Consider the following 26297-nt stretch of genomic DNA (forward strand, 5'->3'; position numbering starts at 1 on the left):
CATGCACATGGAGCTTGATCGCAAAACAGCGTCGAAAGAACCGTTGCTGGATGATGATGAAGTAAAGCGATTGATAAAGCAGAGTCAAGCAGGTGATCATGAAGCACGCGACCGCCTTGTTCAGAAGAACATGCGTCTTGTTTGGTCGGTAGTTCAGCGCTTTATTAATCGAGGATACGAACCAGATGACCTCTTCCAGATTGGCTGTATCGGATTGCTTAAATCTGTTGATAAATTCGACCTTTCCTATGATGTTCGGTTCTCTACCTATGCCGTGCCGATGATCATCGGCGAGATTCAGCGCTTTATACGCGATGACGGTGCGGTTAAAGTCAGCCGCTCATTGAAGGAAACAGGTATTAAAGTTCGGAAAAAAAAGGACATGTTATCAAAACAATTAGGCAGAAATCCGACAATTGGAGAACTCGCCGAAGCGATGGAGCTGTCGCCTGAAGACATTGTTCTGTCTCAAGAAGCGATTCGCGCACCGTCGTCAATTCATGAAACTGTTTTTGAAAACGATGGCGATCCAATCACTATTCTGGATCAAATTTCGGACAATGACAGTGGGAAGTGGTTTGACAAACTGGTTGTTCGAGAGGCAGTGGAACAGCTGAATGATCGTGAAAAACTGATTGTGTATCTGCGTTATTTTAAGGATCAAACGCAAACAGAGGTTGCGCAACGGCTTGGTATTTCACAGGTACAAGTGTCGCGACTTGAAAAGAAAATTCTTGAAGAGATCAAAAGCCAGATGGCCGAGTAAACGGTCATCTGGCTTTTTTGTACAATGATAAGCGGAATTCACCATAAACGGTCAGGCAAACGCGGCAGTTCCTTCATTTGCAACAAGACATGGAGAAAACCAATTTTCTTACATTGCTTGTCATTAATTAATTTTTATGGCTTCGTTAAAGGATAGTTTTTTTCATCTCCATCACCAATTCAATTAAGCCTGCATTTAAGCATAATTTCCCGAACTTGGCAAATACTAACCTTCAGCACAAATTTGGAGGGAGTATCTTCTTATGTTGAATGATCCCAAGAACTATAAAGAAAACGTCAAGGCCTATCAGCCTAAAATACCGTATTTTATGAATTGTTTAAAGGCCTTTTTGGTTGGCGGAATTATTTGCATAATCGGTCAAGGAATACAAACCTTTTATATGTATTTTTTCCACTTCTCAAAACAGACAGCAGGAAACCCGACAGTGGCGACACTCATACTAATAGCGGCGCTTATGACCGGATTCGGGGTTTACGACAAGATTGCAAGGTTCGCAGGTGCGGGAACGATCGTACCTGTTACCGGTTTTGCCAATTCAATTACAAGTAGTGCATTGGAGCATAAAAGTGAAGGCGTGGTACTTGGAATTGCAACGAATCTGTTTCAACTTGCAGGAGAAGTTATTGTATTCGGTGTTGTGTCAGCAGCGGTGCTTGGCATCATTCGGTTGTTCATTGAACATGCGTTCTAAGGAGGAGTGGTGAAGTGAGTAAGGTAAAAAAACAGACATGGAGATTTAATCATCCGATTTATTTAGCAGCTACAGGAACAGCTGTAGGTCCCTTAGAGGCAAGGGGACCATTATCAGGGAACTTTGATAAGGAGTACGAACATTTGGATTGCGGTGAAAAAACATGGGCAAAGTCGGAACGAGCGCTCATGCGACGAGCAATTTCTTTTTGCTTGGCGAAGGCCGGAAAAGCAGAAGGTGATATCGATTTGTTTTTAGCAGGTGATCTAATGGATCAAAGTGTGACGTCAAATTTTATAGCCCGCGAGAACCGAATTCCCTTTCTCGGTATGTTTGGAGCTTGCTCCACGTCAATGGAAACGTTAGCGACAAGCGCACAACTTGTCGATAGTGGCTTCGCAGATCATGTTTTGTGCGCGGTCAGCAGCCATAATGCAACTGCGGAGCGGCAATTTCGTTATCCCACAGAATATGGCGGCCCGACAAAATTGACACAAACCTTTACTGTAACTGGCGCAGGTGCAGCGATTGTTACCAAAGAACCTGGAAAAGTAAGGGTCCGAGAAGCGACAATAGGAAGAGTAATTGACTGGGGCATTGACGACGCGAGCAATCTTGGTACTGCAATGGCACCGGCTGCTGCAGATACTATTTGGAATCATTTTCAGGACACAGGTCGCAGCCCTGAGGATTATGACATGATCGTTACCGGTGATCTTTCCAGTGTCGGGTCTCCGATTCTTGATGAGATTCTTCTTGAAAAGGGTTTGGATATCACGAATGTTCATCAAGATTGCGGAACGATGGTTTATACATCGGATCAACCGGTAAATGCCGGGGGAAGTGGTTGTGCTTGCTCTGCCGTGGTTACTTATGGTTATTTGTGCAATCGGCTTGCTGAGGGATCATTGAGGCGCGTTCTTGTTGTTGCAACAGGTGCACTGCTCAATAGTTCGACCCCGAAAGAGAAAGAAACGATTCCATGCATTGCACATGCAGTCTTGCTTGAATCAGCAAAGGAGGAACAACTGTGATTTTTGTGTATGCATTTCTAGTCGGCGGTGCTATTTGTGTCGTCGGACAAATCTTAATGGATGTCTTCAAATTGACACCGGCTCACGTTGTCGCAACTTTTGTCGTTTTAGGCGCATTGCTCGATGTATTCGGTATTTATGACCATTTAATTGAATTTGCTGGTGCAGGAGCTACAGTTCCCATTACCAGTTTCGGTCATTCACTGCTGCACGGCGCCATGTCGGAGGGTCATGAACATGGCTATCTCGGTATTGCAATGGGGATTTTCAAGCTGACTTCGGCTGGTATAACATCGGCGATTTTATTTGGTTTTTTGATCGCTTTGTTTTTTAAACCAAAGGGTTGATCAGCAAGCATTATGGAGGAGTCATAATTATGGAAAATCAAAAACAACAGTTGCCAATTGATGAGAAAATTTCTGAAAATGCGGATACCATGCAGAAAACTCTTGATTTCGGACCACATAATTTTGATATTGGTTTAAGAGAAATCAGGTTGCTTGGTCGTGAATGCCGAATATATTATACAAACAGCTTAGTGGATTCCAGCATTCTCGTTGTGATGATGCGCGAATTTATGCGTTTCTCCAATGAAAACACAAAAAATGTTGATGTGTTTAAGGAAATCAAGCAGCATCTTGTCCACCAGCAGGTCGAAGAAATCAATACAATTAATGATGCTGTAGACAAAATGCTGACCGGACGAATAGTTGTGTTTATTGATGGTGAAACAAAAGCATTATGTATTGATTTGCGTCACTACCCCGGAAGGCAGCCGCAAGAGCCTGACGTGGAAAAGGTTGTACGCGGTTCTAAGGATGGATTCACAGAAAATATTATTGAAAATTCCGGCTTGATCAGAAGACGTATCAGGGATCCTCGTTTTCGTTGTGAACTAACACAAATCGGTGTGCGCTCAAAAACTGATGTGTGCCTTTGCTATTTGAAAGACGTGGCGAATCCAGGATTGATTAAAACGATTAGAAAAGAGTTAAAAGCTATAAACGTAGATGGTATACCGATGGCAGATAACGCGCTTGAAGAATTTATTTTAAAACAAGGATGGAATCCGTTTCCTCTTGTTCGTTATACCGGTCGCCCAGATGTGGCTGCTGTACATTTGCTTGAAGGTCATGTGGTGATCATTACCGATACATCACCAAGTGTTATGATTTTGCCGACGACGCTCTTTCACCATGTGCAGCATGCGGAAGAATATCGCCAAGTCACCGCTTCAGGCGCATTGCTTCGCTGGTTCCGTTTTATGGCGATTTTGGCGTCTGTTTTTCTTGTTCCATTATGGCTTCTGCTTGTTGAGGACCATTTGCTGCCTGATTTTCTCAATTTTATTGGTCCAAATAATAAGGACTTCAATGTCCCGTTACTGCTTCAAATCTTAATTGCTGAAGTGGGTATTGAAACATTGCGTCTAGCTGCCATTCATACACCAACCTCGTTATCCACAGCGCTTGGACTCATTGCAGCTGTGCTGGTTGGGCAAATTGCAATCGAAGCCGGAATTTTTGTCAATGAGGTCATTCTCTACACATGTGTGGCCGCAATAGGCGGATTTGCAACACCTAGTTATGAACTTCAATTAGCAAATAAAATGGTTCGAATCTTCTTAATCTTGTCTGTAGGACTATTTCACATACCAGGGTTTATGATCGCTACGACGCTGATCATCATTTATTTGTCGCATGTCATAAATTTGAATACGCCGTATCTTTGGCCGTTTATTCCATTCAATCCAACGGGGCTATATAATATTATGATTCGCCGTGCACTCCCAACATCGGTTGTGCGTCCGAGCATTGTGCGTCCTCTTGATAAATATCGCCAACCAGCTAAAGGCAAGACGAAGTAATCTTGTCTTCTCAAGTAAATCATGATACACTAGCACTAAAATTTTGAACGTATTCTTTTTTTGAAACAGCGCTGATGAGTTGAATGTGGCACGTTGCAGCGCAGTCATAAACTTATTGTTATAGTTAAAACTGATAGATGGGGAATCTTCAGGCTGATCGAGGATTTGTCTTTCGATGGGGGAGGTAATTCAGTGTTCGGAACACAGGCGATTAATGGCCGGGGACATTTATGCATAGGCGGTATCGATACGACCGTGCTTGCCAAAGAATACGGTACACCGCTCTATGTCTATGATACGGCATTGATTAAAAATAAGATAAATGAATTTAAGCAAGCATTTGCACGGCATGCCGGCTTAAGTTGGCAGATTGCCTATGCCAGCAAGGCATTTTCATCGATCGCTATGATTCAACTGATTGATGAACAGGGTCTTTCTTTGGATGTCGTATCTGGCGGAGAACTGTTTACTGCATTGAAGGCAGGCATGAATCCGAAGAGGATTCACTTTCATGGAAACAACAAATCGTATGCGGAACTAACTATGGCTTTAGACGCAAAAATCGGTGCCGTTATTGTAGATAATTTTTTTGAATTAGATCTTCTTGAAAAAATGTGCGCAGATCGCAATCAAGAGATGGATATCTTGCTCCGCGTTACGCCGGGCGTAGAGGCACATACACATGAATTCATCATGACGGGTCAGGACGACTCAAAATTTGGATTTAATTTGGATAATGGAATGGCAGAGCGAGCGGTGAAACAAGCACTTCAATCGCCGCATCTTAATCTGATAGGCATCCATTCTCATATAGGTTCTCAGATTTTTGAAACGGACGGATTTGCTGGTGCGATCAAAATAATGATGCAGCATGTTAGTGAATGGACGAAAAATTTTGCCTTCCAGCTTCAGGTACTCAATGTCGGCGGCGGGTTTGGTATCCATTATACGGATGGCGATCGTCCTCTGCCCATTGAGCGCTATATCGATACCATTGTGACTACCGCGGAGAAAGAATGCGCTGAACATAATTTATCAATGCCGTCGCTATGGGTTGAGCCCGGACGTTCGATTGTCGGTGAAGCAGGTACCACGCTGTATACAGTGGGTTCATCGAAAGACATTCCCGGTATACGCAAGTATTTGGCTGTTGACGGAGGCATGTCGGACAATATTAGGCCATCACTCTATCAAGCACAGTATCATGCAATCTGTGCAAATAAAGCCTCTGAAGCTGCTCAAAGCCAGGTTGCCCTCGCAGGGAAATGCTGCGAGTCCGGTGACGTTCTGATTAAGGAGGCATTTTTGCCGGAGTCATGTACAAGCGGCGATCTCATTGCCGTGTTTTCAACAGGGGCATATGGTTATTCCATGGCCAGTCATTATAATCGTATTTCAAATCCTGCAGTTGTATTCGTCGAAGACGGGGAAGCTTCGCTGGTTGTACGCCGAGAAACGTATGAGGACTTAATTCGTCAGGATATTGCACTCAAAGATTTATCGCGAAACAAGTGACTGCGAATAAAAGAATGGAATCAGTGGCGTATTACACGCCTTTTTCTTGCTTGTTCCATCGAATTGATGCACAGGTCTATTCTTTTGGTTATAATATAAAAAGTGAACAAAGTTCCTAAAGATTTTGTGAAGATTTCGTTATCTCATAGTTATGAGGGGTTCAAAATGCTGATTCGCTATAAGAAGAGTTATGAAAAGATAGCCATGGGTCTGCTGTCTTTTGTCCCGTCTGAGAAAGAGATAAAGCTGCTGCTGCAAACCATTAAACGTTATGAAGATGAAGAGAGCTGGCAGTTGTTCTTATGGAAAGATGATGAAGACATACTGGGCGTGATTGGAATTCAGATGATTTCCGACCAAGAAGCAGTTGTTGAGCATATTAGTGTCAATCCATCTTACCGTGCAGAAGGCGTTGGCAAGAAAATGATCCTGGCGCTGGGTAAAATGATTGGTGAACACGTTCAATTGACCCCTTCTCAGGCCATCAAGTCATATTTTGACAAATGCTTTGAAGAAGGTAATGAAAAGGAAACCAATTCATAAACTGGTTTCTTTTTTTTGCCTGCAGCACTAATGTTATAAGCTTGGCTTTTCACGAATGAATGATTATCTAGTGACAGACAACACAATCGTTTAACAAAGCCAAAGAAGAATTCACGGAATACATGTTCTGTGCTATGATTATGGCATTAAGTTTGGGATCAGGGGGATAAGGCTTGGAATACAAGGTGAAAATCGATGCTTTCGAAGGCCCTCTTGATTTGCTTCTGCATCTGATTAAAAAACTCGAAATTGATATCTATGATATACCAGTCGCTGAGATCACGGATCAGTATTTGGATTTTATTCATCATATGCAAAAACTTGAATTGAATATTGCCAGTGAGTACTTGCTGATGGCAGCAACATTAATTGCAATGAAGAGCAGGATGCTGCTGCCAAAGCCCGAGCTGTCAAATGATGAAGATGGTGATTCCTATGAGGATCCGGAAATGACACGTGAAACACTTATGCAGCAGCTTCTCGATTATCGTCGCTTTAAGGAAGCTGCGGAAACTTTAAAAGATAGTGAGAAGGAACGTCTGCAGCTGTTTGCTAAACCGCCGTCTGACCTTACTCGCTATGAGAATAATGATTTAACGACAATACCGCTGACGGGAAGAGCAACGGTGCATGATATGCTTCGTGCGTTTCGACGTTTAATGCTGAAGAAAAAGCTGGAGCAGCCGCTGAACACAAAAATTGACCGTCAGGTATTGCCGATTGGTCAGCAGATGAATTTGGTTTTGCAGAAATTAAAAGCATCGGATCACGGTTTATCCTTCCAATCCATTTTCTCTTATCCAGATCGGACGCACCTTATCGTTACTTTTCTTGCTCTGCTTGAACTGATGAAGATGAACGCCGTTACGTGCATGCAGAGTGAGAATTTCGATGATATATTGATTAATCTCGGAGAAGGAGCAGATGACTTTGAAGCCAGCGAAAATCCGTTCGATTATTGAGGGACTTCTTTATCTGACAGGAGAAGAAGGGTGTTTGATCGAACAAATAAATAAGGTACTTCCAGAATGCACCATTCAAGAAATAATGAATCACGTAGAACAAATGAAAAAAGATTATGAAGCAAATGAAGCAAGCGGATTGATGATCATAGATCAGCCGAATGGCTATCGTCTGACGACAAAACCATTTATGGCGAACTATACGGAATTATTTGCAGCCATACCGAAAACTGCACCGCTTTCTCAGGCAGCACTTGAAACGGTCGCAATTGTTGCATACAAACAACCGGTATCGCGTATAGATATCGAAGAAATACGCGGTGTTAAATCCGAACGGGCACTGCAGACGTTGGTAGTCAAAGGACTTATCAAAGAAGTTGGAAGGGCAGAGGGCAGTGGCCGTGCGATTCTTTATGGTATTACTCCAGTTTTTCTCGATTATTTCGGCCTGCATGATTTAAGTGAACTTCCGCCTCTTTCTGAAATGATGAAGCACCAGAATGAGCAGATTGACGCCTATGATTTATTCTATGATCATTATAAAGAAACGATTAAAGAATTGTAAAAAAGCCCGGATTTTTAACACCCATGTTCTCAACAGTCGGCTTATTTAGGGAGGTCGTCAATGATGTATGGACGCTTAAAAAACTATTGGCATCCATTTGTTGAAGAAAATCGCGGACAGATTATCGTTTTCGCCTTGTTTGCACCGGTACTTGTTGCTGTTCCTGCATTGACAGCAGTGACTATGATCCACGGAAGTTTTTTATCACTTCTTTTTCATTCTCTGCTTGAAGTTTTATTTCTTTCACTTTTTGCAGTTCTTCCATTGTTCCTGCTTTTGATTTCCACTGCTTGGCCACGGAGGACCACAGTCTTTTGGTGTGTCTTTTCAGGTGCATGTCTCATCCTATGGTTTATCATTTTCCAGGTTGTGAAGTTTTATAGTTGAACGAATAAAAATTCATATTCTGCTTGTCCCGGCATAACTTGTTACCAAGGGTGTCCAAAAAAATCCGGGAACAAGTGATTAATACAACAATCAATCTGGCCAGGCTCTCTTTGCCTGATCTTCCCGGTTCGTTTTGCCCCTTTAATATGAGTCCGATTTGGATCAGGACAGGGGATGAAAATTGTGGGGATCATGTTAAAGAGAGTTTTATTTTATCTTTTTTGTTTCATTTTTATTTTTGCCTTCTTCCCGCATCAATCAAAGGCTGCGGAACCCAAAGTATCCGCACAATCTGCTGTGCTTATGGACCAAACGTCTGGACGCGTTTTATTTAAGTACAACAGCAATGAGAAATTACCCATTGCCAGCATTACCAAGGTAATGACGGCAATTCTAGCCATTGAATCCGGCAAAATGAATAAGACCTTTACAGTGAGTCAAGAGGCGCTTCGTACAGAAGGATCGTCGATTTATTTGAAAGCCGGAGAGAAAATGAAGCTTAAAGATATGGTGTACGGGCTCATGCTTCGTTCAGGAAACGATGCATCACGTGCGATTGCTGAAGCAGTAGGCGGAAGCGAATCTGGTTTTGTTCTAATGATGAACGAAAAGGCACATGTTTTGGGCATGACTAATTCCCATTTTACCAATCCTAACGGCCTTGAAAATCCGGATCATTATTCAACCGCATATGACATGGCACTGCTCATGCGCTATGCAATGGACAATGCTCAATTTCGCAAGGTCGTCGGAACAAGAATTCATCGGGTTCCAGCTACAAATAAGGAAGTTGCTCGCGCATGGAAAAATAAAAATAAAATGCTTCGCTTGTATAAATATTCGACCGGGGGAAAAACAGGATTCACCAAAAAAGCGAGAAGAACACTGATTTCAACAGCGTCAAAGAATCATCTTAATTTAATTGCGGTCACCTTAAATGATGGTGATGATTGGCAGGATCATCAAGGTATGTTCGAGTGGGCCTTTGCACGCTACAAAGCAATTCAAGTCATAAAAAAAGGAAAACTGAACGCACATGTCCACACTTTTTATCAAAATAAACTCTATGTTCAGCGCTCTGTAACAGTACCTTTGACGAACAATGAAAAAAAACAATTAAAAAAGAATTTATTACTTATAAAGCCAAAGAAAGATAAACATTGGAAGCCTGCATCGCCTGCAGGACGATTGAATCTGTATGTGGAACAGAAGAAATTGGCTTCGCTGCCTGTCTATTATCATTCAAATTATAAGGAGAAGAAGGGATTTTGGTCGCGTTTTAGTGGCTTTCTTCATGCAATTGTCACTGGGGATGGGCGATGAGCCTATGATCAATATAATTTGGGTTGCCCTGTTTCTCATCGGTATGGGTTATGCTGCCGTTAATGGAACAATGGATGATGTTAATAAAGCATTGTTCACTTCAGCAAGCGATGCTGTGCAGATTTGTTTCGGCCTGATCAGTGTTTTGATTTTTTGGCTTGGATTAATGAAAATAGCAGAGAAATCAGGATTATTGGATAAGCTGAGTCATTTATTCAAGCCGGTGATGAAAAAGATTTTTCCTGAGGTACCCCCGGACCATCCTGCGATGGGCTACATCCTGTCAAATACCATTGCAAATATGTTTGGACTCGGAAATGCGGCGACACCAATGGGGATTAAAGCAATGGAGGAGCTCAAGCAGCTTAATAGAGGGAAGAAGACGCCAAGCCGATCCATGATCACGCTCCTTGCATTAAACACATCGGGATTGACATTAATTCCGACGACGGTGATTGCGATCCGTATGAAGTATGGGGCAGAAGTACCGACTGATATTGTTGGTCCGACTTTAATTGCTACGTGTTGCACAACTGCAGCCGCTCTCTGTATTGACCGCTATTTCTATCATCGGAGGAAGCGAAAGGGGAGAAAATGATGGGGCTAATCACAACGTTTTCAACCTGGCTTGTTCCTTGTCTGATCGCGATTGTTTTGCTCTATGGGACGTTTAAGAAAGTTCCCTCATATGATGCTTTTGTTGAAGGAGGGAAAGAAGGCTTCTCCCTAGCCATATCGGTGATGCCATTTTTGGTTGGAATGCTGGTGGCCATCAGTGTGTTTCGTGCTTCTGGTGCTATGGAAGCGTTGATCCATCTTATTGCGCCACTGCTTTCGGCTGTCGGAATGCCGCCGCAAGTCCTTCCGCTTGCCTTGATGCGCCCTCTATCAGGAACAGGTGCTCTAGGACTAATGGCTGATCTTATTCATACTTATGGTGCTGATTCCTTTATCGGACGTCTGGCTTCTGTGATGCAAGGGAGTACGGATACGACTTTTTATGTCGTTACGGTTTATTTTGGCGCAGTGGGTATTCATCAAATAGGAGATGCACTTAAAGTCGGGCTGCTGGCGGATCTTGTCGGTGTCATTTGTGCTGTATGGATCGTAACTTTAATGTTTGGCTGAGATTATGAATGAGTGAGTGCGTTGAACTCCGACGGCTCTTTTCTTTTGTCTTGAATGTGAATGGAAAGTGAATAAATGATGAAACTTGAGAAAACATTTTCTTCGCGTTATGATGTTTCTGAGGTGGAAGGATGGAACGATTACAAAAAGTTATTGCCCAAGCAGGTGTCGCATCGCGGCGCAAAGCGGAACAACTGATAGTAGAAGGTAAAGTGCAAGTCAATGGAGATACCATTACGGAACTTGGCACAAAGGTATCGGTAAACGATAAGGTGACCGTTAATGGTGTACCGCTTGACAAGGAACGACTTGTCTATTTTTTATTTTACAAACCGACCGGTGTGATCACGACCGTAAAGGATGACCGCAATCGGACCACGGTTGTTGATTTTTTTAAACAGGTGCCTGAACGTATTTTTCCAGTAGGCAGATTGGATTATGATACATCAGGGGCTCTTTTAATGACGAATGACGGTGAGCTCGCAAACAAATTAATGCACCCAAGTTTTGAATTTGATAAGACGTACATAGCTCATGTCAATCCAATCCCGACTAATGATCAATTACGTCAACTCGCTTCAGGAATTCGCCTGGAGGACGGCATGACCGCGAAGGCTCGCGTTCAGTTGCTTGCTTCCGATAAAGAGAACGGGACAGCCTCGGTTCAGCTCACGATACATGAGGGGAGAAACCGTCAAATTCGCCGCATGTTCTCTGCACTGCATCTTCATGTTCGCAAATTGAAGCGTGAACGTTACGGATTTCTTGGATTGACTGGATTGCATCCGGGTGAAAGCCGCGCATTAAAACCGCATGAAGTGAAAACATTAATGCATATAACGCGACATTCATAAATAATACTGTATTTTTTAAAGAAATTGTTTAAAATAAGACATAGGATTGACACAAATACAACATAGTTAGCTTTTGTATTTTAAAAAAATTTTTTGAAATATTTATCGGACAACGTATTGTGTTGTTTATCTAGAGGGGTTGCCTCATAAATACCATTTCTGAGGTTAGCGAGCGATAAAGAAAAGAGATAAGGATTTGGGTGGAAAAGGGAGGATCTGAATGGAAGAGAAGGAAGCGGCGATTCTGCTTGTTGATGATGAAGAGAGAATCCGTAAGCTTTTAAAAATGTATCTTGAACGTGAGAACTATGTAATTGATGAAGCGGGAGACGGAGAAACAGCGCTTCAAAAAGCATTGGACAAAGACTATGATCTAATTCTTCTTGATCTCATGCTGCCAGGAATGGATGGCGAAGAGGTGTGCGAGAAACTGCGCGAATATAAAGCCACACCGGTGATTATGCTGACCGCAAAAGGCGAAGAAGCAAATCGAGTTCAAGGGTTTGAAGTCGGTACAGATGATTACATTGTCAAACCGTTTAGTCCGCGAGAGGTTGTACTTCGAGTAAAGGCCTTATTGCGTCGCTCCTCAAAAACGAAATTTTTGGAGACGGAAACGACAGCGACAAACGTGATTGTATTTCCTCACCTAATGATTGATCATGACGCGCATCGTGTAAAGGTTGATCAACATGAAGTGAATTTGACACCTAAGGAATACGAGCTTCTCTATTACCTTGCACAAAATCCAGATAAAGTTTTTTCAAGAGAACAGTTGCTTAAGGACGTTTGGAATTACGAGTTCTTCGGTGATCTTAGAACTGTGGATACGCATGTGAAGCGATTGCGAGAAAAACTGAATAAGGTTTCTGAAAAAGCAGCAGAAATGATTATAACTGTATGGGGTGTCGGCTATAAAATTGAGGTCGATTCTGCAACATGATTTGGCGTAGTATTATCGGCAAACTTTGGGCAACCATCATAGCGATTGTTACAATCGTACTTCTGTTCTTGACTTTGTTTTTATTACAATTCTTTGAAAACAGTAATATTCAGCAAGCGGAACAGCAAATGGAAAAAATCGGTGTAAAGTCAGCGCATTTACTCGCAAGTCCATCGGGCCTCTCTGTTAATGAGACACTCAAATCAATAGATGATATTGCGGATGTATATAATGCGGGCTATGTACTGATTATGAATGATCAGGTGCGCAGCGGTCCTAAGGGGAGCTCCAACCCTGATTTGACGCGCAGTTTTTTTGAAAAGGATGCAGTATTGAAGGCTGCCCTCAATGGAAAGAAAACAGTGAGCAAAGTTGGTTCTTTTCAGGTACAAAAGGGGAATAAAAAGGTAAGCCGACGTTTGCTGATTGTCGGTGTCCCGATACAAAAAGATGCGAGCGTTCATGGAGCCGTATATATTATTCAGCCTGTTCAGATTGCGCAAAGCGCACTGGATCAATCAAGAAAGCTGATTTTTATTTGTGCCGGATTTTCTATCCTGCTGACTACATTTTTTGCCTTTTTTCTCTCAACACGAATCGGCTCTCCGTTGCGAAAGATGAGGAAAGCGGCACTGCAAGTTGCGCTCGGAAATTTTGATATCAATGTTCCCGTGATCACGCGTGATGAAGTCGGCGATCTGGCTGTTGCTTTTAATAATATGAGAAAAAAACTGAAAATGAATTTGAATGCACTGAATCAGGAAAAAGAGCAGCTTTCCGGAATTTTGCAGAACATGGCAGATGGTGTTCTCTTAATGAACATGAATGCCCAAATAGCTGCCAGTAACCCGCCAGCAGATCATTTTATTTATTCTTGGAACTATGAACACAACATAGATCCAAATGAAAGGAATACCCCGGATCTTTTAAAGGTACTATTTCTCGATGTAGCTGAAGACGGTGCACAAAAAGTACGAGAACTAGGCGTCCAAGGACGTGTTTGGGTAGTGATTATGAAGCCCCTCTATGATAAAGAAAAAATACGAGGTGCTGTGGCTGTACTGCGCGATATGACCGAGGAAAGACATAATGATCAAATGATTAAAAGTTTTGTAGCCAATGTGAGTCATGAATTGAGAACACCGATTGCGATGATGCAGGGTTACAGTGAAGCGATCATTGATGATATTGCTGAAAGTGCTCAAGAAAAAAAAGATATGGCACAAATCATATTGGATGAATCGAAGCGAATGGGCCGTTTGGTTAATGAGTTGCTCGATTTAGCTAAGCTTGAGACTGGGCACTTTCAACTTGTTCGCCGTGAAATCTCGCTTGATGAATTTTTTCAACATATTATTGTGAAATTCAACAAAATAGCAAAAGACACAGGGATTCAAATGAAATCCGAATTATCAGAAGTCAACGGTCAATCATTTTTATTGGATCCTGATCGTGTGGAGCAGGTTATGACGAATCTCATTGACAATGCGGTGCGGCACACAAGAAAAGGCGGCACGGTATGTGTTGCAGCGCGTATCGAGAATGATTTACTTTATGTCTTTGTTCGTGATTCCGGAGTAGGTATTGCCAAAGAAGATATCCCATTCGTTTTTGAGCGCTTTTATAAAGCAGATAAAGCGAGAACAAGAGGAAAGGCCGGCACTGGACTGGGTCTGGCCATCGCAAAGCATATTGTTGAGGCGCATGGCGGAGAAATAAGCGTTAACAGCATAAAGGGAGAGGGAACCACATTTCAATTTACGCTGAGACGTGATCATGTTTAATTAGTTGATCTTAAGCAATAGCATGCTCTAATAACAATCAATGATAAAACGAGGGTTGAAGCAGTTTGTTTGCTTCAACCCTCGTTTTATATGCATGAACATTGATCAGATGGTTAAATGCCGACAGCATGATCGGGCTTTCCGTTAAATGGAGCATCTGATATGCGGATAGACTCCGTCGGGCAACCTTCATAAGCATCGACCAGATCTTCAAGTAATTCTTCAGGAACAGCTGTGTTCCCCTTGTTGTCATCAAGAAGTGCAAAGGCAATTCCTTCATCATCGTAATCATACAGATCAGGCGCAGTTGCCGCACATGCGCCGCAAGCAATACATGTTTCTTTATCTACAATTGTATATTTTTCAGCCATCATCATTTTCCTTTCCATAACAATTTCAACGATTTACTATATCACTTTCATTTTAATGAAGCAGCTGAATCTTTTCAATAGAATTCATCGATTGAATTAATGAACATTTGTCGAAACATGTCTTGGAAAAGGGTAAAATAAAAGGAAACAAAACATGACAGAAAAAGTACGAATTGGGGATGATGCCCTCATGTTCAGCGAAACACTTCTTCTATTCCTGATCAAGCAGTTTAACGGGGAAAGGACCCTATCAGGAATATACCATTTATTAAAAGGCAAAAAATCGTCTCAAAGCATACAGGACAGTTTTCTGTTTCGGGTGGAGCCGTTTTATCATCTATGTGATGATCTGGAACGTCAATCGTTTCAAAAATTAATCGAGCATCTGGGCGATCATGAGTGGATAAAATATGTGAACTCAGAACAGACGCGCGTCATCCTCACTGAAAAGGGAATGGATAAGCTAAGCATGTTCAAAATTGAACGTATGATTCCGGATGGGTTGAGGATAACAAATTACGTCACGACTGAAAAGCAATTCTGGCTAAGACTGCAATTGCTCATTCAAACGCTATCGGCACTTCGTTATCAACAGACCGCTTTCTTGCCAATTACGAAGTTTCCGGCAGTGACAGAGGCTGTTCGCCGCATAATAATGGAAAGTTCACTAAGCCGCAATCAATTAGTTCATCAATTTTATCAAGAAATTCGCCGATTATTGACGAGTATCCCCATCCTCGAAGCGAATATATTTGCATCTCAGTTTTCCGGATATCATATGACAGGACTTACTTTGAGACAAATTTCCGATGAATCCGGGAAGGATCTGTTTGAATGCCGAACCTTTTTTAAGGCGGCGCTCAGAAGAATCATGCAGGAACTATCAAAAAATAAATCACGCTACCCTTTTACTGCTTTATTAATGAGCCCTGGAGTGAGCGGACTTTCAACCACTGCCGGAGTGTCACTTCGTTTCTTGAAATCTGGATTGTCAGCACAGGAAGCGGCTCATCGTAGAAATTTGTCCATCGGAACAATTGAAGATCACTTAGTAGAAATTGCATTGAAAGATCCAACATTTGACTTGTCCGAATATCTTACCGATGAGCTGGAGCATCGCATAATGGATCATGCAAACCGTTTAAACACACGTCAACTTAAAACGATTAAAAAAGCTCTTCAAGAAGGTGTTTCCTATTTCCAAATCCGCCTGGCTCTTGCAAAAAATACGGTTCGATAAAGGAGAGGAACATAATGGGTAGCCTGAATAATTTACGTGAAGAAGACTTGCTGCGCGAAGCTAAGATAATTTTAAAAGAAAAATTCGGCTATCATCAGTTTCGCTCCGGGCAGCAAAAAATCATACAAGATGTTTTAAATGGCAGGGATGTATTTGCGATGATGCCGACGGGAAGCGGTAAATCGCTGTGTTATCAAATTCCCGGTTACTTACTTAATGGCACCGTATTGATTGTTTCACCGCTTTTGTCGTTAATGGAAGATCAGATTAACGCATTGCGCGCCGCAGGTGAAAGGCATGCCCGAGCATTGAACGGAATGATGCACGCACAAGAACGCATCCGCGTGCTTCGTCATTTGGAAGAGCTGCGTTTTCTCTATATTTCCCCGGAGATGCTTTGCCGTTCTGACATACGTGAAGCTTTGGCAAAAATAACTATTTCGCTTTTTGTCGTTGATGAAGCACATTGTGTATCTCAATGGGGACATGAATTCAGACCGGACTATCTGCAGCTTGCCCGTATCAGAGAACAGCTTGGACATCCAGCCTGCCTCGCCGTGACTGCAACAGCGGATGAACGTGTGCGAGAAGATATCATTCGATCTTTGGAGTTGCATGAGGTTGCTCAGACGATCATGAGCGTTGACAGGACGAATATTGCACTTGTTGTTCGGAACGTTTCCAATGACGATGAAAAAATGGAACAATTGTGCAAGCTGCTCCGTACCACACGTCTTCCGGGAATTGTTTATTGTGCAAGCCGCGACTGGACTGAGAGACTGGCTGAACTGGTACGACGACAACTCGGACTTCGTGCAGCTTTTTATCATGGTGGAATGGAGTCAATAGATCGGAGAAAAATACAAAACCAATTTTTGGATAATCAATTAGATCTGCTTTGCTGTACCAATGCATTTGGTATGGGAATTAACAAACCAGACATTCGACTGGTCGTCCATTTTCATTTTCCGGCAACAATGAATGCATACCTTCAGGAAATCGGCCGTGCTTCGCGTGACGGACAGCAAGGTCTTGCCGTTCTTTATTATTCACCGCAAGATAATCAATATCCGGAAGGCTTTATAGACAGCAATTTTCCCGAGGATGCCTTTTTGCTCCATACGTTACATGAGTTAGATGAAGGAGTCCTCACAATAAAAAACAAAGATCAATTTTTGAACGATTTACAGGAGCGAGGATCAAGCGAAACCGCAGCTCGGTTCATTTATGAACGGATACGGGAAAAGCCTGCCTATCAATCCTTTCACTCGATTTTTAAACGAAGCAAGTCGATGATCGAGCAGCGCCGACGGGTATTATTGAACGATCTCTCTATCATGAAAAATTATTTAACGGCTACAGAATGCAGAAGAGCCTATTATTTAAAGGTTTATCATGAAGATTCACATGAGAAGCCCGTTTATTGCTGCGATCAATGCGGGATCAATCTTGCCGATTTTGATTCGGTGAACTTTGAAGATACAGTGATTAATCGAAAGCAGTTGATGAGTTGGGAAGAAAGGCTGTCCTATATTTTTAAAGAAAGCGAAAGGTCGAAACAATGAGCCGAACTGATCTTCATTTATCCGATTCTGAGATGCGTCGAGCTCTTTATTTCTCTCAAGGCCTGCTTTTGCTGCTTTCAATGACACTTATTAAACTGTTCAACTTGTCATTTCCTCTCGCGACTTGGTACAAAGTCAACGGGTTAGAACTTATGATCGGTTTTAGTTTCGGAGTGGGTATGGTTTCCATCCAAGCTATTGCCGAGCATGTCTTGCCAAATGCATGGTTTGATGACAAAGGAATAAATGAGCATCTGTTACGCGCATTTCCTCTGTCAGCGCTTGTACTCATTATGGCTGCTGTTTCGTTAATTGAAGAGACTCTATTCAGAGGTATTCTTCAGCACTTACTAGGATATGTTGCTGCCAGTCTTATTTTTGTCTTTTTACATATTCGTTATGTGACGAAGCCGGCGCTTTTAGGAATAACCCTTGTTCTAAGTTTTGGTCTCGGTTTTCTATTCGTTCAAACGGGTAGTTTGCTGACACCAATCACAGCACATTTCACAATTAATACGTTGCCTATTGCGCTTAATTATTTGAAAAAGGGTCGTCTATGATGTGCTTGATTAACGATTTGTAACCTGTGATTGTCCTAATTTCATGGTCACACTCATAGTTATGAATGTGAGAGAGGTGAAGGACATGTCGCTTCAAGAGTATCACGATAACGGTCGGATTTCTGGAATTACGTTAACTATTTTAACAGAGCTCATTAAAAGAAAAAAAGAAAAAGACAAATGGAAGCATAGAGAAGCAATCTTTGGTCTTTGTCTTACCTTATTTGCAGGTATTGGAATCGGCTATACTTTTTTCATTCATCCCGGTATGCTCGAATCAATGCGCGATTTACGTATGTTGATCAGCCGTCCGGCGAGCTGGATTTTCTTGATGATTTGCGCTGTGTTTCTGTTATTCTTTACTTATTGTCATGGTGAGCGCGAAGATGCTGAGGATGATTATGACGATTTACGGGAAGAGATCATTGATCGCACGGAAGAACTATGGATGAATGATCAGCCGGATCAGCTTGGCAATACGGCCCGTTACGGAATTCTTCGACATTTGAAGAAGGAATTTGATATCAATTTATTTTATAAATAATTACAAAAACGACCGCTTCTATTAGGCATGAGAAGCAGCCGTTAAATTGCCTGTTTTTATTCGTTAAAATACTCTTTTTTTTGATTGTTCCTCTTTTAGTAATTCAACTGCTTCACGAAATCTCTGTGAGTGAACGATTTCACGTTCGCGTAAAAAGCCTAAAGAATCATTAATTTGGGGGTCATCGGAGACATTAATGATCCATTGATAACTGGAACGCGCCTTTTCCTCTGCTGCAATGTCTTCATAAAGATCAGCGATTGGATCTCCTTTTGATTGGATGCCCATGTTAAAGTTTTGCCCGGCAGCATTATGATAATAGATTGATTTACCATGATCAACATAATGTTCACCTAAACCGGCTTCCTTTAACTGTTCAGGTGTCGCATCTTTAGTTAGTTTATACACCATAGTGGCGATCATTTCCAAATGGGCAAATTCCTCGGTTCCGATGTCATTGAGTAAGCCCATAACGCGGCTAGGTATTGTGTATCTCTGATTTAAATAGCGAAGGGCAGCGGCCAGTTCGCCGTCAGCGCCGCCGTATTGTTCAATCAGAAATTTTGCCATTCTTGGATTACAGATGCCGACACGCACCGGATACTGCAATTTTTTTTCGTAATACCACACAAATATCGGCCTCCTCGGTCATCGTTTATACTTGCCATGGCCAGGGTGTATCCTTCCATTGCCATGGATAAGCGGATAGACTGTGCCCAAATTGTCTTAATGGGCCGTACCGTGCTTCAAATCCGTCACGAAGTTCGGCACTTTTCTTAGCGGTTGAATTGAACTGCTTAAGTGCTTCAAGGTCATTAGGATGAGTGTCTAAATAAAGAGTCAGTTCAACAAGAGTAAAATCAACAGCTTGGAGTGCCTTCAGATCCGAGTAATAGCTGTCCGGTACTTGTATCGGTTCATCCATCTGTGTTCAGCTCCTCTCTTTTTGAGAGATATGGATTGGTATATGGTGTAAATAATCCCGGCCATAATGTGCCGTGTGTCAATGCTTCAAATGGTGAAAACTGCTCCATGCCCCGCGGCTGAAAACCTAGATAGAGCTGCACGGGTGTCTCATAAGAAATGGGTCCGAGCGGTGGACATGGATCATTTGGACTGACGTATGGAGTGTACCATTTTCTGGATGTAGACAAATCAGCGCCTCCCTTCTTGAAATCATTTTTCTATTCATCATTTCTTTATATGCTATCCCAGCTCGTACATAGACCCAATGATTTCATCGATTTTTTTAAACGAGAACGTATAAGCACACGTTCGTTCGAATCTTTTAACATTGGCACTATTCATATGCCTTATGATACGGAGTGATTTCCAATGACTGTTGATTTATTGGCTGTGGCAATAATCCTTTTTGTGATTTTAATTACTTACATGTTTTGTGAGGCGCATATGAATCGATTAATCTCCATCAATCTTGAGATTGATGATTTGCCCGAACCTTTTATTGGTGAGAAGTTATTTTTTATCTCGGATATTCATCGGCGCACGATTTCAAAAAAGTGGCTGGAGTCGTTTAAGGATTCCCCAGACTACATTCTTATTGGAGGAGACCTGACGGAAAAAGGAGTGCCTCTTTCGAGAGTGCGCACAAATATTCAATTGCTGTTGAATCTCGGCCCTGTTTTTTTCATTTGGGGAAATCATGATTGGGATTCCGGATATGATCGTTTAAAAAAACTGCTTGATGAAAGCGGCGTTTCGATTTTAAATAACACGACATATACTGTAACTAAAAGTGGTGCAGCACTCAATTTTTCGGGATTAAATGATTTGCTGCATCACCACGCAAATTTAAATAAAACACTTGCAGCGAGAAAAAGCGGAGTGCCGACGATTCTTTTCAGTCATAATCCAGATATTAAGAAAGCGCTGACACCACAGATGGGCATTGCTTACTGCATTTCAGGACATACGCACAGCGGACAAATTAACTTATTCGGATTTACTTTAAAAGAGAAGGCAGGGGTAAAAGAACTGCCGTTTGGAACACTAATAATCAGTAGCGGTTACGGGACAACTAAACTGCCTTTGCGTTTAGGTGCAAAGCCTGATGCATTAATGCTTACTTTCAAGCAGAGATGAATTGGAAATGTGTAAAAGCATGTACAATTATGTCTTTGCGTTGTATACTACACTCAAGTCTCTCGTTCGACTATTGGTCGGCGAATTTGTTCTTGTCTCTCGTCGTTTGGATGCATGTCCAGGCAAGAGACACCGAAATTCGTCAAGATCATATAACTATAGTATAAGTTTGCGACACTACACTAAAGAGATTAGGCTGGACGGCAAGGAGGACATTTGCGATGCGACTGGAACGTTTAAATGGCGACAGGATTAAAATATTCCTGACTTTTGACGATCTCAAAGAACGAGGCATTACAAAAGAAGATATGTGGCACGACTTGCCGAGAGTCGAGAAATTATTTCGGGATATGATGCTTGAGGCGGATGACGAATTGGGTTTCGAAGCATCCGGTCCCATCGACGTTGAAGTATTCTCCCTCCCGGCGCAAGGAATGGTTGTCATTGTGTCAAGAGGAAGAAAAGATCGTGATGATGAATCCGACGATGACTTTGAAGATGACGAAGATTTCATTCAAATGCAGGTGACATTGGATGAAAGTCAGGACGTACTTTACCAGTTTGAGCAATTTGATGATGTGATTTCACTATCGAAAACACTTCATGATTTAGGAATTCGAACAGGAAGCCTATTTCTATTTGAAAACAAATATTATATACATTTTAATGAACAGCATTTATCGGACGCATTCGATATCGAAACGCTTGTCGCTATCCTTGCGGAGTATGGAAATACATCAACCATTACCATTTACAGACTTGAGGAATATGGTAAATGTCTGATAAAAGATATTGCTGTATCCGAGTTATATCGCTATTTTATTAAAGCTCCGCATTCTTGATCACGCGGAGTTTTTCATTGCGGTTACTTTGTCATCGTTATGGAGAAGACGGGATGACTGGTTTATTAAACTTTATGCACCCGCACGCCGCTTGATGAATCAATTGTTGCGTCAAAGGAAAGAAGACAGAGACAATGGTGTGCAGAAAATAAGAAAGGAAGATTTTGGTGTCGGTTGATCAACGGGATCTTTTAACGAAGCACAAACGCGTCTTAGCATCGGCTCAAGCGATGATTAAAGAATCGCTTGCTGAACTTGGCTATTCGCAGGATGTATTTGAACTATTGAAAGAGCCGCAGCAAATCCTTGCTGTCCGGATACCTGTTAAAATGGATAACGGACAAGTTCGCGTTTTTTCAGGTTACAGGGTTCAACACAGCTTTTCAATTGGCCCCACCAAAGGCGGTGTCTTATTTCATCCTGAGGTTTCGGAGCCTTTAATGAAAGGCCTATCTTTGATGAACAGCCTTAAAAACGGTTTACTCAACATTCCTTTTGGCGGTGCAAAAGGCGGTGTCATCTGCGAACCGAGGGAACTGTCTTTTCATGAGCTTGAACTTCTAAGTAGAGGATACATACAAGCAATTCGTTCAGTTATCGGCCCTTATCAAGATATACCTGCGCCAGATATTTTTACCAATTCCCAAGTGATGGCCTGGATGATGGATGAGTACAGTAAATTATGCCCGGATCAGTCTGCCGGATTTATAACCGGTAAACCAATTGTTCTGGGAGGCTTGAAGAGCCGTGAACATTCGGCTGGTCGCGGTATCGTTTTATTCATTTCTGAAGCAGCGAAAAAGAAAGGCATTGATTTGCAGCATTCGACCGCGATTGTGCAAGGATTCGGGTCACTCGGAAGCTATGTTGCTAAATCGCTGGCCGACTCGGGAGTCACTATTACCGGACTTTCAGATGCCTATGGAGCGGTTTATCGTTCATCGGGATTAGACATGAATACATTGATTGAATGTCGGGACAGTTTCGGAACCATTACAAAACTTTATAAGCACACCTTGACAAGTCAGCAACTTGTTGAGAAGCCTTGTGATATTATGGTGCTTGCTGCGGTTGCAAATCAAATTACAGATAATAATGTTCTTAAAATCAAGAGTAAACTTGTGGTTGAGGCAGCGGATGGAGCAGTGACCGATGAGGCAGCCAATTGGATGACACAGAATGGAATCCTTTTTATCCCTGAAATTTTGACAAGCTCAGGTGATATGACCTCTTCTTATATTGAATGGGCTCAGAACAGACAAGGATTGATCTGGAGCAAAGAAGAGGGAGAACGTCGGGTTCGGCAAATTTTAGCTGATGCTTTTACTCGCGTACATAATATAGCTGAGGAACGCGGTATTTCATTGAAGGCAGCGTCTTGTTTTGCTGGGGTTTACACACTTGCAGAGTCTGCACGTGTGCGCGGTTGGATTTAAATGAATGGATGAGAAAGAAATAATGATAGCTTTAAACGGTTATGGTGTATCCATAATCGTTTTTTTTGTGCTGTTCCTCAATGCATAAAACCATCTTTTCTTGGAAACATAAAGCTGATTTCAGAGTTTCAAGGAAATCATATGAACTATTGAGTGGCTCTATGTACACTCCGGGGAGGATTAAGTCATTGAGAAAACGACTGATTCGAGGCATATGTGCTGCTATTCTTGCATCGCTCCTGTTGTCTCATACTTTTGAAGCCGATGCATTCTCAAATCGAGTCATTATGCGCGGTGATACGGGAGAAGATGTCGTCGAACTTCAGGCGCGTCTTCAGTACATTAGCTTCTATAAGGGAAAAATTGACGGTTCATTTGGCTATGGAACCTATTGGGCATTGCGTAATTTTCAGTCCCAATTTGGTTTGACCGTTGACGGTATGGTGGGAAGCACGACCAAGCAAAAATTAATAAAAGCTTCTCAATATGACCAAGCCTTTGTCAATCGCAACATAAGAGAAGGAAATGAATTCACTTATTATGGAGGAGTCCCGCTTAATCAGCAAGTGAAGAAGAGAAATACTCAGTCATCGGGTGGCAATTCAGGCAATGCGAACAATAAGTCCGGAGGTGGGAATACACCGCAGCAAGGCGGCAACTACACAATGGATAACTTGCCTCAAGGTTACTCTAAATCAGATGTGAATCTGATGGCAAATGCGGTTTATGGAGAATCACGTGGTGAGCCATATATAGGCCAAGTTGCTGTTTCTGCGGTGATTATCAACCGAGTGGCAGACCCACGCTTTCCCAATAATATATCCGATGTCATTTTTCAGCCGGGTGCATTTACAGCGGTCTCCGACGGACAAATATGGCTGACACCGAATGAGTCGGCTAAGAAAGCAGTAATGGATGCAATTAACGGGTGGGATCCTTCGAATGGGGCTCTCTACTATTTTAATCCGGACACAGCAACATCTGCGTGGATCTGGACTAGACCTCAGATTGGGAAAATTGGCAAACACATTTTTTGTAAATAGGGGGGACGCATATGAAACGCCGTTATTGGATTGCCGGTTTGTCTGTCATCGCGGTCGCTCTGCTGATCGGTCTTGGCGTTTGGGGCTATCAGGAGCACCAAATGAAGAAGACAGTGATGATAAACGCGGAAAATCACTACCAGCAAGCTTTTCATGAACTGACTTATTATGTTGATTCTTTAGAAGAATCTCTTGGGACGGCGCTTGCCATGCAGTCACGAGAATCAATGCGTCCGCAACTCGTGGAAACTTGGCGATTAAGTGCACTTGCTCATGCGGCAGCCAATGAACTTCCGCTTACCTTTTTGCCGTTCAACAGAACCAATGAATTTCTCGCGCATGTCGGTGAATTCACCTATAATACGGGTGTTAAAACGATTAATGATCGCCCATTAAGTAATAAAGAATCCAAAAATCTTGCAAAACTTTATACAGAATCCATGACAATACGAGACGAATTAAGAGATGTTCAATCGAAGGTAATGTCGCAGCACCTGCGTTGGATGGATGTTGAACAAGCTCTTAAAAGTAAAAAACAAAATCAGGATAATCAAGTCATTGATGGAATGAAGCGGGTGGACGGGCAAGCGACCGATTATACGCAAAGCTTCAGCCCTGAAAACCCGCGTAATGTTGTTCTTGAAAAAAAGAAGATTAATCCGATGAAAGGAGCACAGATAAAAAGCAGTCAAGCGGTTGATAATTTAAAGAAGTGGGTCAATAAACCGCACGCACAAACACGCAAAGTTACTCAGACTGGCAAAGGGTCAAATGTTCCTGCCTACGAAATTGCTATGAAGGATAAAGGAAGATCGTTGAACGCATCGGTAACAAAAAAAGGTGGCCATATTGCTTGGTTTCTTTTTGAACGTCCGGTTGAAAAAGAGACCATAAATCTATATGATGCCTCAAAAAGGTCAGAAACTTTTCTGAAACAGCGTCAAGTAAAGGATATGATTTTAACAAAACGTAACAAATATAATCATGTTGCCGTACTAACTTATGTGCTTCAGAAAAACGGTGTTCGTGTCTATCCCGCATCGATGAGAATAAAAGTTGCGCTTGATAATGGTGAAATACTTGCATTTGATCAAACAGACTATTTATTTAATAAGTATGACGATGTTCCGCTTCAGCCTAAACTCTCAGAGAGTGAAGCTCGGAAACAACTGAATCCCAATCTAAAGGTACAGGAATCGGATCTCGCTGTTTTTCAGAACGCGATGTTGAAAAATGTGCTTTGCTATGAATTTTTTGCGACGCGAGCAAATGATACCTATCGTGTCATGCTGAATGCTGAGAATGGAGATCAGGAAAAAATAGAACTTTTGAAGGAATAGCAGATGGATGCTGGTTAGATCTGTTTCCAAGGGGCTTGGCTGAACCGAGGATTCTACTGTATAATGAACACAAGGTGCAAGACTTTTGGAGTAATTTGGCAAAAGATGAATTCATGGTTGATTGAAAATGCGGAGGAGACGATCATGAAACTGAAGGTTGGCGGAACACTGGTCTTAGAACAAATGAACAATCATGCACAAAGTGTGCGCTATCGATGCAAGCTTGCCGAAGTTAAAGACAATGCATTGCTGATTGATTATCCGATTGAAGAAAAAACAGGAAAAACACCAGTGCTTCTGAATGGAACTGTATTTACGGCTATATATATTAATGACAGTCAAGTCTTTCGTTTTCCGACAACGTTTATTCAACGAATTTCTGGTCAGGTTCCTTTGATGCTCATGAGTTTTGACGGTGAGGACAGCATGGAAGAGATTCAGCGTCGAAACTATGTCCGTGTGGAAGCGAACTTGGATATTGCGATCCATTCAAGTGAGGGGGCATTTCGCCCATTTACAACGATGACCAGTGATATTGGCGGCGGTGGATCATTAATCAACTTGCCCGATGATTTTCCAATTGAAGAAGAAGATTCGATTGTATCCTGGATTGTTCTTCCAATGACTTCAGGTGCTGATCAATATATCAAGGTGCAATCGAGAGTCATTAGAATTTTTACTGATAAACACACAAATGGGAAAAGGGCGACCATTAAATTTTTGTTGCAGTCAGAGAGAGAACGCCAGCCGATTATACGCTTTTGCTTTGAAAAGCAGCTGGAAGCAAGGAAAAAACTGCTCGAAATGGAATCGCGCAGACATAAAGGCTGATAGACAGCAAAATGTTTTTAAATAGTCAAACAATCAGTC

Annotated in this window: 30 protein-coding genes; 26 read left to right on the forward strand and 4 right to left on the reverse strand. The window is 42.1% G+C overall.

Translation table 11 applies throughout. The features are described 5' to 3' along the window. Positions 1-7: 7 nt before the first annotated feature. The 16 genes from sigF (at position 8) to NOM01_RS08615 (ending at position 14383) form a co-directional block, all read left to right on the forward strand. Positions 8-766 (forward strand): RNA polymerase sporulation sigma factor SigF, encoded by a 759-nt coding sequence (sigF, locus tag NOM01_RS08540; RefSeq protein WP_255748033.1) that lies wholly within the window; start codon positions 8-10, stop codon positions 764-766. A 262-nt stretch (positions 767-1028) separates the two neighbouring features. Next, positions 1029-1478 (forward strand): stage V sporulation protein AC, encoded by a 450-nt coding sequence (spoVAC, locus tag NOM01_RS08545; protein WP_255748034.1) that lies wholly within the window; start codon positions 1029-1031, stop codon positions 1476-1478. A gap of 14 nt (positions 1479-1492) precedes the next feature. Further along, a complete protein-coding gene (gene spoVAD / locus NOM01_RS08550) occupies positions 1493-2512 on the forward strand; it encodes a stage V sporulation protein AD (protein WP_255748036.1) in 1020 nt (339 codons plus the stop codon). Next, positions 2509-2859 carry a stage V sporulation protein AE gene (spoVAE, locus tag NOM01_RS08555; protein ID WP_255748038.1) on the forward strand — a complete coding sequence of 117 codons (351 nt, stop codon included), beginning with the start codon at positions 2509-2511 and terminating at the stop codon, positions 2857-2859. Before spoVAD ends, spoVAE begins: the two co-directional genes overlap by 4 nt. A 29-nt stretch (positions 2860-2888) precedes the next feature. Then, positions 2889-4379, forward strand: coding sequence for a spore germination protein (locus NOM01_RS08560; RefSeq protein ID WP_304654828.1), 1491 nt, complete (start codon positions 2889-2891; stop codon positions 4377-4379). 192 nt (positions 4380-4571) lie between these two features. Beyond that, the gene (lysA, locus tag NOM01_RS08565; protein ID WP_255748040.1) at positions 4572-5894 is read left to right on the forward strand and encodes a diaminopimelate decarboxylase; all 1323 of its coding nucleotides are present in this window, start codon (positions 4572-4574) and stop codon (positions 5892-5894) included. 165 nt (positions 5895-6059) lie between these two features. Continuing rightward, positions 6060-6437, forward strand: a complete 378-nt coding sequence (locus tag NOM01_RS08570; RefSeq protein WP_255748042.1) for a GNAT family N-acetyltransferase — start codon at positions 6060-6062, stop codon at positions 6435-6437. A gap of 173 nt (positions 6438-6610) precedes the next feature. Then, the gene (locus NOM01_RS08575; protein ID WP_255748044.1) at positions 6611-7399 is read left to right on the forward strand and encodes a segregation/condensation protein A; all 789 of its coding nucleotides are present in this window, start codon (positions 6611-6613) and stop codon (positions 7397-7399) included. Then, positions 7362-7964 carry an SMC-Scp complex subunit ScpB gene (scpB, locus tag NOM01_RS08580; RefSeq protein WP_255748046.1) on the forward strand — a complete coding sequence of 201 codons (603 nt, stop codon included), beginning with the start codon at positions 7362-7364 and terminating at the stop codon, positions 7962-7964. Before NOM01_RS08575 ends, scpB begins: the two co-directional genes overlap by 38 nt. Positions 7965-8027: 63 nt before the next feature. Continuing rightward, complete coding sequence (locus tag NOM01_RS08585; protein ID WP_255748048.1) at positions 8028-8351, forward strand: hypothetical protein; 324 nt, start codon at positions 8028-8030, stop codon at positions 8349-8351. A gap of 192 nt (positions 8352-8543) precedes the next feature. Then, positions 8544-9674, forward strand: coding sequence for a D-alanyl-D-alanine carboxypeptidase family protein (locus NOM01_RS08590; RefSeq protein WP_255748182.1), 1131 nt, complete (start codon positions 8544-8546; stop codon positions 9672-9674). Between the two features lie 4 nt (positions 9675-9678). Next, entirely contained in the window at positions 9679-10272 is a 594-nt protein-coding gene (locus NOM01_RS08595; RefSeq protein ID WP_255748050.1) for a nucleoside recognition domain-containing protein, read from the forward strand. After that, complete coding sequence (locus NOM01_RS08600) at positions 10272-10802, forward strand: spore maturation protein (RefSeq protein WP_255748051.1); 531 nt, start codon at positions 10272-10274, stop codon at positions 10800-10802. The genes NOM01_RS08595 and NOM01_RS08600 overlap by 1 nt, the downstream gene beginning before the upstream one ends. 131 nt (positions 10803-10933) lie before the next feature. Continuing rightward, positions 10934-11656: a pseudouridine synthase gene (locus tag NOM01_RS08605; RefSeq protein WP_255748052.1), complete on the forward strand. Its 723-nt coding sequence runs from the start codon at positions 10934-10936 to the stop codon at positions 11654-11656. A gap of 220 nt (positions 11657-11876) precedes the next feature. Further along, positions 11877-12599, forward strand: coding sequence for a response regulator transcription factor (locus NOM01_RS08610; RefSeq protein ID WP_255748053.1), 723 nt, complete (start codon positions 11877-11879; stop codon positions 12597-12599). Next, the gene (locus NOM01_RS08615) at positions 12596-14383 is read left to right on the forward strand and encodes an ATP-binding protein (RefSeq protein WP_255748054.1); all 1788 of its coding nucleotides are present in this window, start codon (positions 12596-12598) and stop codon (positions 14381-14383) included. The genes NOM01_RS08610 and NOM01_RS08615 overlap by 4 nt, the downstream gene beginning before the upstream one ends. Before the next feature lie 113 nt (positions 14384-14496). Here the strand turns inward: NOM01_RS08615 and NOM01_RS08620 are convergent, their stop codons facing one another. Next, on the reverse strand, positions 14497-14754 hold the full coding sequence (locus tag NOM01_RS08620) for a ferredoxin (protein WP_255748055.1): 258 nt from the start codon (positions 14752-14754) through the stop codon (positions 14497-14499). A 154-nt stretch (positions 14755-14908) separates the two neighbouring features. Here NOM01_RS08620 and NOM01_RS08625 point away from each other — a divergent pair, with 154 nt between their 5' ends. From NOM01_RS08625 to NOM01_RS08640, 4 genes are all read left to right on the forward strand, one after another. Then, positions 14909-15994, forward strand: a complete 1086-nt coding sequence (locus NOM01_RS08625) for a YpbB family protein (protein ID WP_255748056.1) — start codon at positions 14909-14911, stop codon at positions 15992-15994. Between the two features lie 14 nt (positions 15995-16008). Beyond that, on the forward strand, positions 16009-17559 hold the full coding sequence (locus NOM01_RS08630) for a RecQ family ATP-dependent DNA helicase (RefSeq protein WP_255748057.1): 1551 nt from the start codon (positions 16009-16011) through the stop codon (positions 17557-17559). Continuing rightward, positions 17556-18119 (forward strand): CPBP family intramembrane glutamic endopeptidase, encoded by a 564-nt coding sequence (locus NOM01_RS08635; protein ID WP_255748058.1) that lies wholly within the window; start codon positions 17556-17558, stop codon positions 18117-18119. The genes NOM01_RS08630 and NOM01_RS08635 overlap by 4 nt, the downstream gene beginning before the upstream one ends. Before the next feature lie 85 nt (positions 18120-18204). Further along, a complete protein-coding gene (locus NOM01_RS08640; protein WP_255748059.1) occupies positions 18205-18663 on the forward strand; it encodes a DUF2663 family protein in 459 nt (152 codons plus the stop codon). A 63-nt stretch (positions 18664-18726) separates the two neighbouring features. Here the strand turns inward: NOM01_RS08640 and NOM01_RS08645 are convergent, their stop codons facing one another. Genes NOM01_RS08645 through NOM01_RS08655 form a run of 3 tightly spaced genes read right to left on the reverse strand, consistent with a single transcriptional unit; the run spans position 18727 to position 19817 of the window. Beyond that, a complete protein-coding gene (locus NOM01_RS08645; protein WP_255748061.1) occupies positions 18727-19293 on the reverse strand; it encodes a manganese catalase family protein in 567 nt (188 codons plus the stop codon). Positions 19294-19318: 25 nt separating this feature from the next. After that, positions 19319-19588, reverse strand: coding sequence for a spore coat protein CotJB (locus NOM01_RS08650; protein WP_255748062.1), 270 nt, complete (start codon positions 19586-19588; stop codon positions 19319-19321). Further along, positions 19581-19817: a spore coat associated protein CotJA gene (locus tag NOM01_RS08655; protein WP_255748064.1), complete on the reverse strand. Its 237-nt coding sequence runs from the start codon at positions 19815-19817 to the stop codon at positions 19581-19583. Before NOM01_RS08655 ends, NOM01_RS08650 begins: the two co-directional genes overlap by 8 nt. Before the next feature lie 181 nt (positions 19818-19998). Between NOM01_RS08655 and NOM01_RS08660 the strand changes: the two genes are divergently transcribed. From NOM01_RS08660 to NOM01_RS08685, 6 genes are all read left to right on the forward strand, one after another. Then, entirely contained in the window at positions 19999-20766 is a 768-nt protein-coding gene (locus NOM01_RS08660) for a metallophosphoesterase (RefSeq protein ID WP_255748065.1), read from the forward strand. 221 nt (positions 20767-20987) lie between these two features. Continuing rightward, positions 20988-21608, forward strand: coding sequence for a genetic competence negative regulator (locus NOM01_RS08665; RefSeq protein WP_255748067.1), 621 nt, complete (start codon positions 20988-20990; stop codon positions 21606-21608). Between the two features lie 230 nt (positions 21609-21838). Then, a complete protein-coding gene (locus tag NOM01_RS08670; protein WP_255748184.1) occupies positions 21839-23044 on the forward strand; it encodes a Glu/Leu/Phe/Val family dehydrogenase in 1206 nt (401 codons plus the stop codon). Between the two features lie 188 nt (positions 23045-23232). Beyond that, positions 23233-24087: a spore cortex-lytic enzyme gene (gene sleB / locus NOM01_RS08675; RefSeq protein ID WP_255748069.1), complete on the forward strand. Its 855-nt coding sequence runs from the start codon at positions 23233-23235 to the stop codon at positions 24085-24087. Positions 24088-24098: 11 nt separating this feature from the next. Continuing rightward, positions 24099-25427, forward strand: coding sequence for a germination protein YpeB (gene ypeB, locus NOM01_RS08680; RefSeq protein ID WP_255748071.1), 1329 nt, complete (start codon positions 24099-24101; stop codon positions 25425-25427). A gap of 144 nt (positions 25428-25571) precedes the next feature. After that, the gene (locus tag NOM01_RS08685) at positions 25572-26258 is read left to right on the forward strand and encodes a flagellar brake protein (RefSeq protein WP_255748072.1); all 687 of its coding nucleotides are present in this window, start codon (positions 25572-25574) and stop codon (positions 26256-26258) included. Positions 26259-26297 lie beyond the last annotated feature (39 nt).

Source organism: Sporolactobacillus sp. STSJ-5 (assembly GCF_024385605.1).
GTDB lineage: Bacteria > Bacillota > Bacilli > Bacillales > Sporolactobacillaceae > Sporolactobacillus.

What these genes read in the sequence shown, in the direction of transcription:
- NOM01_RS08600 (WP_255748051.1), top strand. Translation starts at nt 10,272, where the DNA reads ATGGGGCTAATCACAACGTTTTCAACCTGGCTTGTTCCTTGTCTGATC.
- NOM01_RS08615 (WP_255748054.1), top strand. Translation starts at nt 12,596, where the DNA reads ATGATTTGGCGTAGTATTATCGGCAAACTTTGGGCAACCATCATAGCG.
- NOM01_RS08630 (WP_255748057.1), top strand. Translation starts at nt 16,009, where the DNA reads ATGGGTAGCCTGAATAATTTACGTGAAGAAGACTTGCTGCGCGAAGCT.
- NOM01_RS08595 (WP_255748050.1), top strand. Translation starts at nt 9,679, where the DNA reads ATGATCAATATAATTTGGGTTGCCCTGTTTCTCATCGGTATGGGTTAT.
- NOM01_RS08650 (WP_255748062.1), bottom strand. Translation starts at nt 19,588, where the DNA reads ATGGATGAACCGATACAAGTACCGGACAGCTATTACTCGGATCTGAAG.
- NOM01_RS08625 (WP_255748056.1), top strand. Translation starts at nt 14,909, where the DNA reads ATGACAGAAAAAGTACGAATTGGGGATGATGCCCTCATGTTCAGCGAA.
- ypeB (WP_255748071.1), top strand. Translation starts at nt 24,099, where the DNA reads ATGAAACGCCGTTATTGGATTGCCGGTTTGTCTGTCATCGCGGTCGCT.
- NOM01_RS08685 (WP_255748072.1), top strand. Translation starts at nt 25,572, where the DNA reads ATGAAACTGAAGGTTGGCGGAACACTGGTCTTAGAACAAATGAACAAT.
- NOM01_RS08670 (WP_255748184.1), top strand. Translation starts at nt 21,839, where the DNA reads ATGATTAAAGAATCGCTTGCTGAACTTGGCTATTCGCAGGATGTATTT.
- NOM01_RS08585 (WP_255748048.1), top strand. Translation starts at nt 8,028, where the DNA reads ATGTATGGACGCTTAAAAAACTATTGGCATCCATTTGTTGAAGAAAAT.
- NOM01_RS08640 (WP_255748059.1), top strand. Translation starts at nt 18,205, where the DNA reads ATGTCGCTTCAAGAGTATCACGATAACGGTCGGATTTCTGGAATTACG.
- NOM01_RS08590 (WP_255748182.1), top strand. Translation starts at nt 8,544, where the DNA reads ATGTTAAAGAGAGTTTTATTTTATCTTTTTTGTTTCATTTTTATTTTT.
- NOM01_RS08610 (WP_255748053.1), top strand. Translation starts at nt 11,877, where the DNA reads ATGGAAGAGAAGGAAGCGGCGATTCTGCTTGTTGATGATGAAGAGAGA.
- NOM01_RS08635 (WP_255748058.1), top strand. Translation starts at nt 17,556, where the DNA reads ATGAGCCGAACTGATCTTCATTTATCCGATTCTGAGATGCGTCGAGCT.
- sigF (WP_255748033.1), top strand. Translation starts at nt 8, where the DNA reads ATGGAGCTTGATCGCAAAACAGCGTCGAAAGAACCGTTGCTGGATGAT.
- NOM01_RS08620 (WP_255748055.1), bottom strand. Translation starts at nt 14,754, where the DNA reads ATGGCTGAAAAATATACAATTGTAGATAAAGAAACATGTATTGCTTGC.
- NOM01_RS08570 (WP_255748042.1), top strand. Translation starts at nt 6,060, where the DNA reads ATGCTGATTCGCTATAAGAAGAGTTATGAAAAGATAGCCATGGGTCTG.
- NOM01_RS08560 (WP_304654828.1), top strand. Translation starts at nt 2,889, where the DNA reads ATGGAAAATCAAAAACAACAGTTGCCAATTGATGAGAAAATTTCTGAA.
- NOM01_RS08605 (WP_255748052.1), top strand. Translation starts at nt 10,934, where the DNA reads ATGGAACGATTACAAAAAGTTATTGCCCAAGCAGGTGTCGCATCGCGG.
- NOM01_RS08660 (WP_255748065.1), top strand. Translation starts at nt 19,999, where the DNA reads ATGACTGTTGATTTATTGGCTGTGGCAATAATCCTTTTTGTGATTTTA.
- scpB (WP_255748046.1), top strand. Translation starts at nt 7,362, where the DNA reads ATGACTTTGAAGCCAGCGAAAATCCGTTCGATTATTGAGGGACTTCTT.
- NOM01_RS08665 (WP_255748067.1), top strand. Translation starts at nt 20,988, where the DNA reads ATGCGACTGGAACGTTTAAATGGCGACAGGATTAAAATATTCCTGACT.
- spoVAC (WP_255748034.1), top strand. Translation starts at nt 1,029, where the DNA reads ATGTTGAATGATCCCAAGAACTATAAAGAAAACGTCAAGGCCTATCAG.